Raw genomic sequence first — 14,236 nt, forward strand, 5'->3', positions numbered from 1 at the left:
CGAGATAGTGGAAGTGCTCATGTCCGACATTCTCAAGACGGAAGCCCAACTCGAAGCGATCTACGGCAAACCAGCCGAAGCGGCGACCGTCAAAGAAGTGAATTGGATCACGCCGCACTACCGCGCCTATATCGAGGCCGCGCCCTATGCGGCGCTGGCGACCTCCGGACCGGAAGGGCTCGACTGCTCGCCGCGCGGCGACAAACCAGGCTTCGTGCGCGTGCACGACGAGAAGACGCTGATGCTGCCCGACCGGCGCGGCAACAATCGCATCGACTCGCTGCGCAACATCGTGCGGGACCCCAGGGTGGCGCTCCTGTTCATGATCCCGGGCATCGGCAACACGCTGCGTGTGAACGGCCGCGCCCATCTCAGCGTCGAGCCCGGCCTGCTCGAATCCTTCGCGGTTGAGGAAAAGGCGCCGCGTTCCGTGACCGTCATCGAAGTTGGGGCCATCTATTTCCAATGCGCCCGCGCGCTGGTGCGGTCCGAGCTCTGGAATCCCGAACGCCATATCGACCCCAAGTCGCTGCCCAGCGCCGGCCAGATCCTGGCGGCGCTCAGCGAGGACAGGGTCGGTGGCGAGAAGTACGATCGTGAATGGCCGGGCCGGGCTGCGGCCACGATGTGGTGATTCGCGAACGCCAACCGGCCGACGACGAAGCCATCCGTCGACTGAACGACGCGGCCTTCGGCGGCCCGCTCGAAGCGAAGATCGTCAGGGAGCTACGCAAGGCGAGACTGGCCGTCATCGAACTCGTCGCTGTCGAAGAGGGCGAGATCGTGGGTCATATCCTCTTCAGTGCACTCAAGGTTACCTTCGGCGAAGAAATCATGCCCACGCTCGCGCTGGCACCGATGGCCGTCCTTCCCGGCCGGCAACGCCAGGGCATTGGCAGCGACCTCGTTCGCCATGGCCTCGCCCTCGCCCGTCAGCGCGAATGGTGGGCGGTGATCGTACTCGGCCATCCCGATTACTATCCACGCTTCGGCTTCTCCGCGGCGCTCGCCAACCCCCTCGCCGCGCCGTACACCGGCGAGGCCTTCATGGCACTCGAACTGGTGCCCGGCGCGCTCTCCGGCGCAGGCGGACGGGTCGTCTACCCGCCGGCTTTCGACGTCGCCGTCTAGGCCGCCGCGACAGCGGCAGTCCGGGCGATGGGCTTCGCCTCGAGAGCATCAATGAAACGCCGGCAATAGACCTCCGCCGTCGTACGCATCACCTTCTCCTTCAGAGCGAGATGTCGTTCCCTCCGCTCCTGCAGCGGCATGATGAGCGCCATGTTCATCGCATCGGCAATGGCATCCGGATCGAACGGATTGACGATCAGCGCCTCGCTGAGTTCCTGCGCCGCACCGGCGAACTGCGAAAGCACCAACACACCCGGATCGTCGTCCGACTGAGCCGCGACGAACTCCTTGGCGACAAGGTTCATACCGTCGCGCAATGGCGTCACGACGCCGATGCGGCCGATGCGATAGAGCCCCGCCAACGTGGTACGTGGAGCGGCGCGGGTAGAGTAGCGCAGCGGTGTCCAGTCGAAATCCGAATGCCGGCCGTTGATTCGACCTGCCAGCCTATCGAGTTCGACGCGCAGCTTGCGATACTCGTCGACCTCCTCGCGCGAGCGCGGACAAATTTGCAGGAAGTGGATCTGGCGCTTGTGCTCCGGATGCTTCTCAAGTAGCCGTCCGAATGCCTCGAAGCGGTGCGGAAGCCCCTTGGAATAGTCCATGCGATCGACGCCGATGGCCAAGGCGCGGCCCGACAGGCTGCCGGCAACCCGTTGCACCAGCTTCTCGCCGGCGGCGCGTTCGGCATCCTGGGCGAAGCTCGCGGCATCGATACCGATCGGATCGGCAAAGGCGCGCAAGCGGCGGCCGTTGAGCCGGATCCATTCCCCCTCGACGGCCGCTCCCAGCATGCGCTGCGCACAGTCGCGGAAGTCGCGCGCATGTTCCTCGGTCTGGAAGCCGACGAGATCGTAGGCGCAGAGATCCGCCACCAGCTCGCGCGCCACCGGCATCGCCTCCAGCATCGACGGCGGCACGAATGGTACATGCAGGAAGAATCCCAGCCGGCCATGGAAGCCCTGCTCGCGCAACAGGCGGGCGAAGGGAATCAGATGATAGTCGTGCGCCCACACCGTATCGTCCGGCTGCAGGACAGACCCCAGTGACGTCGCGAAGGCGCGATTGACGGCGAGATAACCCTCATAGTCCTCGCGACGGAAATGCATCAGGCCCAGCCGGAAATGCAGTAATGGCCACAACGCGCCGTTGGCGAAGCCGACATAGAAGCCGCGATGTGCCTCGGCCGTGAGGTCGACGGTGGCATAGGTCACACCGCGCGCCTCAACGATCGCCGGCTGCAGCGATGGATCGGTCGAAAGCCGCCCGCTCCAGCCGAACCACATCGTGCCAGGCGTCAGCAGATCGCGCAGGGCGACGGCGAGGCCGCCAGCCGTGGCGCCCCGAGCCTTGGGAATGGGAACACGATTGGAGACGATTACGAGGCGTGCCATAGGCCCTCCTCCCAGCTCCTCGAGAGCCGCATTGCCGACAGTATCAGCCCGACCTGCGAGTAGGTCTGCGGGAAGTTGCCCCAAAGCTCGCCGGTCCGCGGGTCGACATCCTCGGAGAGAAGCCCGACATGATTGCGTCGAGCCAAAAGATTGTTGAACAGTTCGAGTGCCTCCTCGCGTCGGCCAACGCTTGCCAGCGCATCGATGTACCAGAAGGTACAAAGCAAGAAGGCATTGGACGGTTGACCGAAATCGTCGGCCTCGATGTAACGCATCAAAAAGCCGTTCCGCATCAGCTTGCGGCTCACCATGTCGAGCGTGGCGTGGAAGCGCGGATCGTCGGAACTCACCAGGCCGATCTCGGGAAATACCAGGCTCGAAGCATCGGCCATGTCGCGATCGAGTACGCCCGACAACCAGCCTTCCTGTGTCGTGGCGCGCTGCAGAATCTCCTGGCGCAGCACCCCCGCCTTGGCGAGCCATTCACGCGACTCAGCATCGAGCCCGACGCGACGGGCGATCAGGCCGAGGCGATGCTGGGCAGCCCAGCACATCGCCGCCGAGAACGTGTGCACCTCCTCGCGTTCGCGATACTCCCAAAGGCCCGCATCGGGCGTCAGCGCGGCGCGATGGGCCTCGTTGCCGACCGCGCAGAGCTTGCGATAAAGCTCGACATCGCCCTGACGGGGCAGGCGCTCGTCCCAGAACATCTGCGCTGCTGTCAGTACCATCGAGCCATAGACGTCGTTCTGCTTCTGGCCCACCGCGGCATTGCCGATGCGTACCGGCCCGTAGTTTCGGTAGCCAGGCAACGTCTTGACCAGCCGCTCCGCAGTGTCCGTGCCGGGCGCGATCGGGAACAGGGGCGCTACGTTGTGCACCTCGCCGCGTGTGCTACCGGCTTCGACCACGTCGATGATGAAGCGCACATAACTTTCCATGGTGCGCGTCGCCGAAAGCCGGTTGAGGGCCGTCACGGTGAAGAAGGCGTCGCGCAACCACGTGAAGCGATAGTCCCAGTTGCGCACCGTGCCGGCCGCCTCGGGCACCGAGGTGGTGAGCGCTGCCAGCACCGCGCCAGTATCCTCGTAGCTGCAGAGCTTCAGGGTGATCGCCGCGCGGATCACGGCGACCTGCCAGTCGAACGGAATATTGAGATCGCGCACCCAGCCCTGCCAGTAGACCTCGGTCTCGCTGAGGAAGGAACGCGACAACGCATCGACATTGTCGGTGATGCTTTCGTCGGCGCCGACGATCAGGGTCATCGGCCGATCGAGCGAGAACTCCGTCTCGTGGAGGACGTAGTTCAGCGACGCATCGGTCGTGAGGCGTTGCACCGCCGTGTCGCCATAGTAGCGAATGTGATTGCTGCCGACCGTGACCTGCGCCTTCTGCGCGCCATAAGCGAAGCTCGGCCGCAGGCGCAGGGTGACGCGCGGCCGCCCCGCCACCGGTTCGAGGCGCCGGATGAGCATGGGCGGTCGAAACATGCGCCCGAAGCGACGGAAGCGTGGCGCGAAGTCCAGGATGCGCATCGAGCCGCCGGCCCCGTCGATGGTCGTCTCCAGGATCGCCGTGTTGGGTACATAACGCTGACGGCTCTCCTTGGCGCCTTCGACGACGGCGTCCATGAAGCCGGTTTGCGGATCGTTGCCGCCCAGCAGAGCGTTGAACACCGGATCGCCATCGAGTCGCCCCAGCCCGTGCCAGACATGGCGGCCGTTTCGGTCGATCAGGCTCGCGATGGAGCAGTTGCCGATGACTCCCAGGTCGAGACTGCTCATGCCGAGGCTCCCGCCGGCAGGCGCTCCGGCAGCGGACCGCCGCTCAGGCGCTCGGCATTGCCCGCGAGCCAGCCGCGCACCAACGCAGGGTCGCCCTTGAATTCATCGGCGACGCGCAGGCCCTCGCCGCCGAAACGGCGGGCCGCACTCATGCCGGCCTCGTCGGTGAAGTCGTCGCCGACGAAGATCGGCCGGCGGCCACGGAAGGGGCTGTCGGCCATGAGTCGCTCGACTGCGACGCCCTTCGAGGTCGCACGCGGGCCGATCTCGACAGCCTCGCGTGCCGGAATGAGCCTGAACAAAGGATGGTCGTCCGGCACCAGGGCGCGCACCGCCTTCCACACATCGTCATGGCGCTCCGGCGCCAGCCGGTAGTGGACCGCAAATCCATGCTGCTTGGGTTCGACGAGGATGCCTGGCCAGCGTTCCGTCAGTTCCTTGAGTGAATCGCGCCAAGCGTCCGGAACGGCGAGACCCGCCGGCATTTCTTCGGTTGTCCCATCGTTGAAACGCAATCCAACGCCGTGCTCTCCGGCAGCGGCGCTCTTGAACGGCTTCAGAAGCTGATCGATCGTCACGATCGAGCGGCCGCTGACGATCGCCAGAGCACCGCCCAACAAGGCGCGGAGATGCTCCAGCAGCGCCGGCAGCGAAGGCGGCACCACGACCGTCTCAGGCGTCGCCGCGATCTCGAGAAGTGTGCCATCGAGATCGAGAAACAATGCAGTCGTACGGTCGAAATCAGGTGCCATCAAAACGCCTTCCGCGCCGGATTGTCTTTGTTCGGGCGCGAAGGGCCTTTGACCATTGCGCGCCGCGTTCGGGCCGTCCCGAATGAGCAGCCGCGCCTTATGCGCAGAGGTTCAACGTTTCGGAACGGGGGTAGTTCCCGAAAAAGCCGCGTTCGTGTGGCGAGATTGTGGCAGAGACGGCGAAGATGTTAGCGAAGTGTTCCCATCTTCCGCCAGAACGGCTTGCCACATTCGTAGGCCGCCGCAGCGGGCGAGATGCCGGCTTCACGCAAGCTGCGGGCGTCGAGTTCGGCCAGGTAGCGCCGTGCCTCGATTCGCCCGCGCCACAATGTGAGCATTGCTGTCATGCGCGAGGCCAGGGTCGACCGCGGCGCAGCCGGTGTAGCGAAACCGTGCGGCTGATGGACGAAACTGTTGCGGGACTGGACGCTCATCTGAACCCTCCTTGGGTCTCATGAGGCGAAGATGCGCGCCGCAAGTCGTGCTCTCAATTACATGGCGGGTAATGAGAAAGCCGCGTTAGTCTCGCTCTCTGCGAACCATCGGAGACTTGGTCCATGCTTCCCTGCCAGCGCGCCTTGTTCGATATCCCGCGCGACGTTTGCTTCTTCAATGCCGCCTCTTGGAGTCCGCTGCCTATTGCCGTGCAGGACGCGGGACGCGCCGCCGTGGGACGCAAAGGCCAACCCTGGAAACTCGCCGGCACTTTTCAGAGCGAACAGTATGAACGGGCGCGCAAAGCCGCAGCGGCGCTGATCGGCGCCGATCCCGTCGATGTCGCGCTCATCCCTTCAGTCGGCTACGGCGTTTCGACAGCCGGCAAGGTGATGTCGATCCCACGCGGCAGTCGCGTGCTGGTGCTGCAAGACGACCACACCTCGCCTGTCCTGGAATGGATGAGCCGAGCCGAAGCCGCGGGCTTTACCGTCGAGACCGTCAAGCAACCGGCCGATGGCGACTGGACGTCGGCGGTGCTGGAAGCGATCGAGCGCAAGGGAGCCGCGCCGCTCGGCCTGGTTTCGATCTCCTCGGTGCACTGGTCGGATGGCGGCGCCCTCGACATGCTGCGCATCGCCAAGGCCGCGAAAGCCAAGGGTTCGGCACTGCTGGTCGACGCCACGCACGATGTCGGCATCCGCCGCATCGATGTGCAAGCACTCGATCCCGACTTCCTGATCTTCCCGACCTACAAATGGGTGCTGGGCCCCTATGGCCGCGCGTTCATGTACGTCGCGAAGCGGCATCAGAAGGGCGTGCCGTTGGAACAGACGGCGCCGGCGCGCAAGGCGGTCGCAGCCGAAGACACGATCTACTTCCGCGATCTTGCCTATGCCGACGGTGCACGGCGCTACGACATGGGCGAGCGCGACCATTTCGTTTCCATGGAGATGGCGGCACTCGGCATGGAGATGATGGCGGGCTGGGGCAACGAGCCGATTACGGCGCGTCTCTCGATGCTCACCGACCGGCTGGCCGACGGGCTCGCCAACACGGGCGTGCGCGTGATCGACAAGAAGCTTCGCGCGCCGCATGTCCTCAGCCTGCAGTTCCCGAAGGGCATGGCCGCGGACCTGCCTCAGAGGCTCGCGGCCGAGAATGTCTACGCCGCGCCGCGGCTTGGCCGCCTCAGGATCAGCCCGCACGTCTACAACGACGAGCAGGATGTCGACCGCTTCGTTGAAGTGTTCAAGAAGGTGGCGCTCTAGCTCAGAGGTGGCGCGTCTCGGCAGGTGGCTTGGACCAGTCGTTGTTCGCGCCGTCCTGGAATACGATTTCGCGCGCCGCGAACTGCAGCGGCGCGTCGCCATCAAGGCAAGCCACGTTGATGGCATAGAAGACGCCGCCCAGCTCTTCCATGTTGCCGCGACCGAACGGCTTGATGCCGCACTGCCGGCAGAAGCAGTGGCGAATGGCGCCGCTGCCGAAGCCGTACTCCGTCACCATGTCGGCGCCCTTCACGAGGCGAAAGGCATCCTTCTTTGCAATTGTTTTCCAGAAGCGGCCCTTGGCGCAGATGGAACAACTGCAACGGCTGGTCTCGGCAGCAACATCGAGGTTGCATTCGAAACGCACGGCACCGCAATGACAGCCGCCTGCATGTGCTTTCATCATGGGTATTCGCCTTTCAATATATAGTTAACCTATTGGTAAAGTGTTGAAGGAGCGATGTCCGCCTGTCAAGCTCGCGGCCGGGAGCAGGAAGGGGCTCGTATGCGTAACTCTCGTCGACAGTTTCTGGCCGCGGCATTCGCTGCGCCTTTCCTGGCGCGCAGCGCCGCGGCGCAGGGCAAATATCCCGAGCGCCCGATCAAGATCATCGTTCCCTTTCCGCCCGGCGGCGGCGTCGACCTCACGGCGCGGCTCATGATGGAGCCGCTGTCGAAGGAACTCGGCCAAACCATCGTGATCGAGAACAAGGGCGGCGCCGGCGGCATCATCGGCGTCGAGGCGATGTCGCACAGCCCGCCGGATGGCTACACGCTCTCCCTCACCGGAGCGGGCACGCTCACCGCTGGCCCGCATCTGCGGGCGAAGATGCCCTACGATCCGCAGGCGCTGGTGCAGATCACGCGTCTGGTACGAATGCCCTTCATCATAGCCGTGCGCAACGAGCTGCCGGCGAAGACGCTTCCGGAATTCATGGAGCTCGCAAAACGCCAGGAGCTGCGCTGGGCCTCCGGCGGCATCGGCACCAGCCAGCATCTCGCGGGCGAACTCTTCACCCAGATGTCCGGGCTCAAGATGGTGCATGTGCCCTATCGCGGCACGGGCCCAGCGCTGAACGATCTCGCGGCCGGCATCGTCGATGCCTATTTCGGCGATCCTGCGACCCTGGGCCTGATCAGGAGCGGCAAGGCACGCGCCATGGCCGTCACCTCGCCCGAACGCTGGCCCGTCCTGCCCGACACGCCGGCCATGGCCGAGGCGGTGAAGGGCTATCAGGCCGAAAACTGGTACGGCCTTGCAGCGCCTCCCGGCACGCCCAAGCCGATCGTCGACCGGCTCAACGCCGCCGTCGCCAAGGTGCTGGCCGAGCCCGACGTGAAGAAGAAGTATGACGAGAACGGCCTCACCCCAGCCGTACTTTCCCCGGCCGATTACGTGGCCTTCCTGAAGCGCGACTCCGTCACTTGGGGCGACGTGGTGCGCAAGGGCAACATCAAGCTCGACGAATAATGTCTGCACGTTTGGCCGTCGATATCGGCGGCACTTTCACCGATGTCGTGCTGGAAACCGGCACAACAGCCCATGCCACGAAAATCCTGACCACGCCCGACGCGCCTGAGCGCGCCGTGCTGGAAGGGGTGCGCACCATCCTCGCCGAAGCGAAGTGCCTGCCTGCCGACGTCACTCTGGTCGTGCACGGCACGACGCTCGCCACCAATGCGCTGATCGAACGCAAGGGCGCGCGTACGGCACTGGTGACGACGGCAGGCTTTCGCGACTCTGTCGAGATGGCCTGGGAACACCGCTTCGAGCAGTACGACATCTACATGGAAAGGCCCGAGCCGCTGGTCTCGCGCGACCTGCGCTTTGGCGTGCCCGAGCGTGTCGCCGCCGACGGCGCCGTCCTGCTCGCTCTCGACGAGAAGGCTGTACGCGCTGTTGCCGCCGACCTCCGGAAGGAGAAGGTCGAGGCTGTCGCCGTGTGCTTCCTGCACAGCTTCACCAACGAAGCACACGAGCGCCGTACCGGCGCGATCCTGGCCGAGGAGCTGCCGGGCGTGGCGATCTCGCTGTCCTGCGAGGTCTGCCCCGAGATCCGCGAATACGAGCGCACCTCTACCACCATCGCCAACGCCTATGTATTGCCGCGCATGGCGGGCTATCTCGGCCAGCTCGAAGCCGATCTGAAGCGCGAAGGCATCGCCGGGCCGCTGCTGCTCATGATGTCGTCGGGCGGCATCACGACTGTCGAGACGGCCCGACGCTATCCGGTGCGGCTGGTCGAATCCGGTCCGGCTGGCGGCGCCATCCTGGCGCGCACCGTCGCGGCAGAAAACGATGCCCGCAGGGCCGTTGCCTTCGACATGGGCGGCACGACCGCCAAGCTCACCCTGCTCGACGATCTGGAATTGCAGCGGTCGCGCCAGTTCGAGGTCGCGCGCGCCTACCGCTTTATTCAAGGCTCCGGCCTGCCGGTGCGCATCCCCGTCATCGAGCTGGTCGAGATCGGTGCCGGCGGCGGCTCCATCGCGCGGCTGGATGCGCTGGGTCGCCTCCAGGTCGGCCCCGACTCCGCCGGCAGCGTTCCCGGTCCCGCGAGCTACGGTCGCGGCGGCACCGAACCCACCGTTACCGATGCCGACACTGCCCTCGGCCGCCTCGATCCCAAGCGCTTCGCGGGTGGCGCCATCCCCTTGCATCGCGACAAGGCCGAGGCAGCGCTGCAGTCGCTGGCCGGCCCGCTCAAGACCGATGCGCAGGGTGCAGCAGCCGGCGTCGCGGAGATCGTCGACGAGACGATGGCGAGTGCGGCCCGCGTGCACGCCGTCGAAAACGGCAAGGACACGGCCGATCGTGACCTGATCGCTTTCGGCGGCGCCGCGCCACTGCACGCCGCGCGGCTCGCCCGCAAGCTCGGCATGAAGCGGGTGATCGTGCCGGTCGGTGCCGGTGTCGGCTCAGCCTTCGGCTTCTTGCGCGCGCCAATCGCCTACGAGGTGGTGCGCACCCGCCATGTCCGGCTCGACATGTTCGACGCCAAGATGCTGAACGAACTCTTCGCTGCCATGCGCCTTGAAGCCGAGGCCGTGGTGCAGCCGGCGGCACCGGGCGAAAAACTTGTCGAGCACCGGCAGGCGTTCATGCGCTATCGCGGACAGGGACACGAGATCGCGGTCCCTCTTCCCAACGAACCCTTCGGCGCAGACGCCACACGTGACCTGCGCCGCCGCTTCGAGGCGACCTACGAAACGGTGTTCGGCCGTGCCATTCCAAAGCTCGAGGTCGAGGCTTTGACCTGGACGCTTTCGCTCGCCACCGACCGGCCGCTGCCGGCGCCGGCAAAGGCAATCGCCGTCCTTGCAGCACCAGCACCGGCCGGCCATCGCGAGGTACTGGATCCGGCCAGTGGTATGCGCGAGCAGGCTGCGATCCATGAGCGGAACGCGCTGAAGCCCGGCATGGTGGTCGACGGGCCGGCGCTGATTGTCGAGGATGGCACGACCACCGTCGTCCCCAGGGGCTTCGCGGCCCGCCTCAATTCTGTAAGCCAGATCGTACTGGAGGATCGCGCATGAGCACTCCATCGGATATCCGCCTGCAGGTGATGTGGAACCGCCTGCTTTCTGTCGTCGAGGAGCAGGCGCGTGCGCTGGTACGCACCGCCTTCTCGACCAGCGCGCGCGAGGCCGGCGATATCTCGGCCGGCGTGTTCGATCTGGAAGGCCGCATGCTGGCCCAGGCCGTCACCGGCACGCCGGGCCATGTGAATTCAATGGCACGCAGCGTCATCCACTTCATTCGCGAATTCCCGGTCGAGACCATGAAGCCGGGCGACGCCTATGTGACCAACGATCCATGGAAGGGCACCGGGCATCTCTACGACATCGTCGTCACGTCGCCCGCCTTCCATAACGGTAAGCTGGTGGCCCTCTTCTCCTGCACCACGCACGTGGTCGATATCGGCGGCCTCGGCCAGTCACCTGACGGCCGGCAGGTATTCCACGAAGGTCTGTTCCTGCCGCTGCTGCCGCTGATGCGCGAAGGCAAGATCGACGAAAGCGTGATGCGCATCGTGCGCGCCAACGTGCGCGAGCCGGTGCAGGTCGAGGGCGACATCCACGCGCTGATCGGCTGCAACGTCATCGGCGAGCAGCGGCTATCGCACATGATGGCCGAGCACGGCATCTCCGATCTCGACGAACTCGGCACGCACATCATCGACAGGAGCCGGGCCGGCATGGTGGCAGCCATCGCCAAGCTGCCGCGCGGCACCTGGAAGGGCCATATGCGGATCGATGGCTACGATGCGCCGATCGACCTGCACGCCGCCGTCACCATCCACGCTGACTATATTTCGGTCGACTATGCCGGCACCTCGGGCTCGTCGATCTACGGCATCAACTCGCCCATGTGCTACACGGAGGCCTATACGGCCTTCGGCATCAAATGCGTCGTGGCGCCGACCATTCCCAACAATGCCGGCACGCTCGACTCGATCCTGGTCACGGCGCCGGAGAACACCATCGTCAATGCGCTGTTTCCCGCGGCCGTCAACGCCCGCAGCACGATCGGCCACATGCTGCCCGACGTCTGCTTCGATGCGCTGCATCAGGTGATTCCAGGCCAGGTGCCGGCCGAAGGCACCAGCAATCTCTGGAACCTGAAGCTCGGCGCCGGCCACGGCATGACCGGAACCATCGGCAACAGCCGGCCCTTCATGGTGACGACCTTCCATTCCGGCGGCGCCGGCGCGCGGCCCACGCTCGACGGGCTGTCGGCAACGCCCTTTCCGTCCGGCGTGCGCAACGTGCCGGTCGAGATCACCGAGACCATCGCGCCGGTGGTCGTCTGGAAGAAGGAGTACCGCCAGGATTCCGGCGGCGCCGGCCGGCAGCGCGGTGGCCTCGGCCAGGTCATGGAGGTCGAGCATCGCGAGGGCGCGCCCTTCGGCATCTTCGCCACCTTCGAGCGGGTCAAGCATCCGGCGCGCGGTCGCGATGGTGGCCAGCCGGGCGGCAACGGCCGGCTCTCCCTGGCGTCGGGTCAGGAACTCAAGGCCAAGGGCTTCCAGACCATTCCGGCGGGCGAACGCCTGGTCGTCGAGATGCCGGGCGGTGGCGGCTTCGGCGACCCGAAGACGCGCGACCGCGAGGCCGTCGAGCGCGACGTCAAGCTGGGCCTCGTCAGCAGGGAGCAGGCGAAAACAGCCTACGGCATCGAAAACGACTGACGTAGGGGCCGCTGCCAGAAAAATTTGTCCCTCGCCGCGTCGCCGACGCTGTAGTGTTTCCTTCCAGAGGGAAAAGGAAACCCAGATGTGGCAGCCTAGCGAGCGCTACCCCGATCCGGCGGTGCGCGTGCTTGATCCGTCGTTCAATCAGTACCGGCTGGTGCTGGCGTCGGTAGAGCGTCTCCACACCGGCTGTCGCTGGGCCGAGGGGCCGGTCTATTTCGGTGACGGGCGCTACCTCCTGTGGAGCGACATTCCCAACAACCGCGTGCTGCGCTGGGACGAGGAAACGGGCGCCGTCTCGATCTTCCGCAAGCCCTCGAACAACGCCAACGGCCATACGCGCGACCGCCGCGGCCGGTTGATCGCCTGCGAGCACGATGCCCGCCGCGTCGTGCGCTTCGAGTATGACGGCGCCATCACCGTGCTGGCCGATTCTTACAACGGCAAGCCGTTGAACTCGCCGAACGACGTCGTCGTGAAGTCCGACGGCTCGATCTGGTTCACCGATCCGACGTTCGGCATCCTGGGTTACTACGAAGGCCACAAGGCCGAGAGCGAGAACAAGCCGGCCGTCTATCGCCTCGATCCCACGACCGGCAAGCTTGCCATGATGGTCGACGATGTTCCCGGCCCCAACGGGCTCGCCTTCTCCCCCGACGAGAAGAAGCTCTACGTCGTGGCCTCGCGCGCCGAGCCGCACCGCACAATCTTGAGCTACGACGTGCTGGGCGACGGCAACGACACCAGGCTCGGCAAGGGCTCGGTGCTGATCGACGCCGGGCCGGGCGGTTCGCCCGACGGGTTCCGCGTCGATGTCGACGGCAATCTGTGGTGTGGCTGGGGCATGGGCTCGCCCGAGCTCGACGGCGTGCGCGTCTTCAATTCTTCCGGCAAGCCGATCGGCCATATCGATCTGCCGGAACGCTGCGCCAACCTCTGCTTCGGCGGACGCTATCGCAACCGCCTGTTCATGGCCGCGAGCCATTCGCTCTACGCGCTCTACGTCAACACCCAGGGCGCGCTGGGTGGCTAATCGCTTTCGGGAGCGTCGGTAGATTCAATGTCCGGAGTAGATTCGAGTTACGCTTGGTGGCGTCTCGTCGCCAGCGTCACGTTGAGCACGGTCGGCGGCATCGGCATGTGGTGCCTGGTCGTCGCCCTTCCCTCGGTACAGCAAGACCTCGGCGTGTCGCGCGCCGACATCTCCTTCGCCTACACGCTGAACACGCTCGGCTTCTTCGTCGGCGGCGTCGTCATGGGCAAGCTCGTCGACAAGCGCGGCATCGTCCTCACGGCCGTGCTGAGCGCAATCGGCCTCTCCGTGGGCTTCGCCGTGGCGCCGGCAGCCACGTCGCTCCCTCTCTTCGCCGCCGCACAGATACTCATCGGCTTTAGTGGCGCGGCAACCTTCGCGCCGCTGGTCGCCGACGTCTCGCACTGGTTCGAGAAGCGCCGCGGCATGGCCGTCGCCATCGCCGCCTCGGGCAACTATCTGGCCGGCACGATCTGGCCGCCGATCATCGAATTCCTGATCCGAGACCATGGCTGGCGTGCCGCCTATTGGATGGCCGCGGTGATCTGCCTTCTGGTAATGGTGCCACTGGCCTTCGTGCTGCGTCGCCCGCCACCCCTGGGACACGCGGCCGATGGCAGCGCTGGAGCGGCCGCCCATTCGCCGCGTTCGCTCGGCCTCTCGCCAAATGCCCTGCAGGCGGTATTGATCGTCGCCGGCATCGGCTGTTGCGTCGCCATGTCGATGCCGCAGGTCCATATCGTCGCCTACTGCGCCGACCTGGGCTACGGCGTTGCGCGCGGCGCGGAAATGCTGTCGCTGATGCTGGGCTTCGGCATCATCAGCCGCATCGCCTCGGGCTGGATCGCCGACCGGGTGGGCGGCATCAAGACCCTGCTGCTGGGCTCCACCCTGCAGTGTGTGGCGCTGGTCTTCTACCTGATCGACGATTCGCTGAACTCGCTCTACGTCGCCTCCGCCCTGTTCGGCCTGTTCCAGGGCGGCATCGTGCCCTCCTACGCCATCATCGTGCGCGAGTATTTCCCACCCAAGGAGGCTGGCTTCCGAGTGGGGCTCGCCGTCTCGTCGACGCTGGTCGGCATGGCGCTGGGTGGCTGGATGGGCGGCGTGCTGTTCGACATGACCGGCTCCTACCGCGCCGCCTTCATCAATGGGATCGCCTGGAACCTGCTGAACGGCGTCGTCGCCTGGTGGCTGCTGTTCCGGCAGAATCGCCGCAACGTCTACGCCTGAGGAGCCGT

General features: G+C 65.6%; 13 protein-coding genes. 8 read left to right on the forward strand and 5 right to left on the reverse strand.

Features of this window, described 5'->3' with window-relative positions:
- Positions 1 to 19: 19 nt before the first annotated feature.
- Entirely contained in the window at positions 20 to 634 is a 615-nt protein-coding gene (locus BN60_RS19960; RefSeq protein WP_020697910.1) for a pyridoxamine 5'-phosphate oxidase family protein, read from the forward strand.
- Complete coding sequence (locus BN60_RS19965) at positions 601 to 1,131, forward strand: GNAT family N-acetyltransferase (protein WP_020697911.1); 531 nt, start codon at positions 601 to 603, stop codon at positions 1,129 to 1,131. The genes BN60_RS19960 and BN60_RS19965 overlap by 34 nt, the downstream gene beginning before the upstream one ends.
- Here BN60_RS19965 and BN60_RS19970 read toward each other — a convergent pair.
- The 4 genes from BN60_RS19970 to BN60_RS31520 form a co-directional block, all read right to left on the reverse strand.
- Positions 1,128 to 2,525 (reverse strand): alpha,alpha-trehalose-phosphate synthase (UDP-forming), encoded by a 1,398-nt coding sequence (locus BN60_RS19970; RefSeq protein WP_020697912.1) that lies wholly within the window; start codon positions 2,523 to 2,525, stop codon positions 1,128 to 1,130. The two genes, BN60_RS19965 and BN60_RS19970, sit on opposite strands and share 4 nt — an antisense overlap.
- Complete coding sequence (locus BN60_RS19975; protein WP_020697913.1) at positions 2,510 to 4,309, reverse strand: glycoside hydrolase family 15 protein; 1,800 nt, start codon at positions 4,307 to 4,309, stop codon at positions 2,510 to 2,512. Before BN60_RS19975 ends, BN60_RS19970 begins: the two co-directional genes overlap by 16 nt.
- A complete protein-coding gene (gene otsB, locus BN60_RS19980) occupies positions 4,306 to 5,061 on the reverse strand; it encodes a trehalose-phosphatase (protein ID WP_020697914.1) in 756 nt (251 codons plus the stop codon). Before otsB ends, BN60_RS19975 begins: the two co-directional genes overlap by 4 nt.
- Before the next feature lie 188 nt (positions 5,062 to 5,249).
- Complete coding sequence (locus BN60_RS31520) at positions 5,250 to 5,495, reverse strand: DUF1127 domain-containing protein (RefSeq protein ID WP_020697915.1); 246 nt, start codon at positions 5,493 to 5,495, stop codon at positions 5,250 to 5,252.
- Positions 5,496 to 5,618: 123 nt separating this feature from the next.
- Between BN60_RS31520 and BN60_RS19990 the strand changes: the two genes are divergently transcribed.
- On the forward strand, positions 5,619 to 6,767 hold the full coding sequence (locus BN60_RS19990) for an aminotransferase class V-fold PLP-dependent enzyme (RefSeq protein ID WP_020697916.1): 1,149 nt from the start codon (positions 5,619 to 5,621) through the stop codon (positions 6,765 to 6,767).
- Position 6,768: 1 nt separating this feature from the next.
- Here the strand turns inward: BN60_RS19990 and BN60_RS19995 are convergent, their stop codons facing one another.
- Positions 6,769 to 7,173, reverse strand: a complete 405-nt coding sequence (locus tag BN60_RS19995) for a GFA family protein (protein ID WP_020697917.1) — start codon at positions 7,171 to 7,173, stop codon at positions 6,769 to 6,771.
- 99 nt (positions 7,174 to 7,272) lie between these two features.
- On the opposite strand from BN60_RS19995, the gene BN60_RS20000 reads away from it, so the two are divergent.
- The 5 genes from BN60_RS20000 to BN60_RS20020 all read left to right on the forward strand — a co-directional run bounded on the left by BN60_RS20000 (position 7,273) and on the right by BN60_RS20020 (position 14,228).
- Entirely contained in the window at positions 7,273 to 8,238 is a 966-nt protein-coding gene (locus BN60_RS20000) for a Bug family tripartite tricarboxylate transporter substrate binding protein (RefSeq protein ID WP_020697918.1), read from the forward strand.
- Positions 8,238 to 10,304: a hydantoinase/oxoprolinase family protein gene (locus tag BN60_RS20005; RefSeq protein WP_020697919.1), complete on the forward strand. Its 2,067-nt coding sequence runs from the start codon at positions 8,238 to 8,240 to the stop codon at positions 10,302 to 10,304. The genes BN60_RS20000 and BN60_RS20005 overlap by 1 nt, the downstream gene beginning before the upstream one ends.
- Positions 10,301 to 11,959, forward strand: a complete 1,659-nt coding sequence (locus BN60_RS20010) for a hydantoinase B/oxoprolinase family protein (RefSeq protein WP_020697920.1) — start codon at positions 10,301 to 10,303, stop codon at positions 11,957 to 11,959. The genes BN60_RS20005 and BN60_RS20010 overlap by 4 nt, the downstream gene beginning before the upstream one ends.
- An 85-nt stretch (positions 11,960 to 12,044) precedes the next feature.
- The gene (locus tag BN60_RS20015) at positions 12,045 to 12,995 is read left to right on the forward strand and encodes an SMP-30/gluconolactonase/LRE family protein (RefSeq protein WP_020697921.1); all 951 of its coding nucleotides are present in this window, start codon (positions 12,045 to 12,047) and stop codon (positions 12,993 to 12,995) included.
- Between the two features lie 27 nt (positions 12,996 to 13,022).
- Entirely contained in the window at positions 13,023 to 14,228 is a 1,206-nt protein-coding gene (locus tag BN60_RS20020) for an MFS transporter (RefSeq protein ID WP_043284144.1), read from the forward strand.
- The last annotated feature ends 8 nt before the right edge of the window (positions 14,229 to 14,236 follow it).

Source organism: Reyranella massiliensis 521 (assembly GCF_000312425.1).
Taxonomy (GTDB): domain Bacteria; phylum Pseudomonadota; class Alphaproteobacteria; order Reyranellales; family Reyranellaceae; genus Reyranella; species Reyranella massiliensis.

Excerpts from the sequence above, each read along its gene's own strand:
- BN60_RS20015 (WP_020697921.1), top strand. The coding sequence starts at position 12,045 with ATGTGGCAGCCTAGCGAGCGCTACCCCGATCCGGCGGTGCGCGTGCTT.
- BN60_RS20000 (WP_020697918.1), top strand. The coding sequence starts at position 7,273 with ATGCGTAACTCTCGTCGACAGTTTCTGGCCGCGGCATTCGCTGCGCCT.
- BN60_RS19960 (WP_020697910.1), top strand. The coding sequence starts at position 20 with ATGTCCGACATTCTCAAGACGGAAGCCCAACTCGAAGCGATCTACGGC.
- BN60_RS31520 (WP_020697915.1), bottom strand. The coding sequence starts at position 5,495 with ATGAGCGTCCAGTCCCGCAACAGTTTCGTCCATCAGCCGCACGGTTTC.
- BN60_RS19970 (WP_020697912.1), bottom strand. The coding sequence starts at position 2,525 with ATGGCACGCCTCGTAATCGTCTCCAATCGTGTTCCCATTCCCAAGGCT.
- BN60_RS19965 (WP_020697911.1), top strand. The coding sequence starts at position 601 with ATGGCCGGGCCGGGCTGCGGCCACGATGTGGTGATTCGCGAACGCCAA.
- BN60_RS19975 (WP_020697913.1), bottom strand. The coding sequence starts at position 4,309 with ATGAGCAGTCTCGACCTGGGAGTCATCGGCAACTGCTCCATCGCGAGC.
- BN60_RS20010 (WP_020697920.1), top strand. The coding sequence starts at position 10,301 with ATGAGCACTCCATCGGATATCCGCCTGCAGGTGATGTGGAACCGCCTG.
- otsB (WP_020697914.1), bottom strand. The coding sequence starts at position 5,061 with ATGGCACCTGATTTCGACCGTACGACTGCATTGTTTCTCGATCTCGAT.
- BN60_RS19990 (WP_020697916.1), top strand. The coding sequence starts at position 5,619 with ATGCTTCCCTGCCAGCGCGCCTTGTTCGATATCCCGCGCGACGTTTGC.
- BN60_RS19995 (WP_020697917.1), bottom strand. The coding sequence starts at position 7,173 with ATGATGAAAGCACATGCAGGCGGCTGTCATTGCGGTGCCGTGCGTTTC.
- BN60_RS20020 (WP_043284144.1), top strand. The coding sequence starts at position 13,023 with ATGTCCGGAGTAGATTCGAGTTACGCTTGGTGGCGTCTCGTCGCCAGC.
- BN60_RS20005 (WP_020697919.1), top strand. The coding sequence starts at position 8,238 with ATGTCTGCACGTTTGGCCGTCGATATCGGCGGCACTTTCACCGATGTC.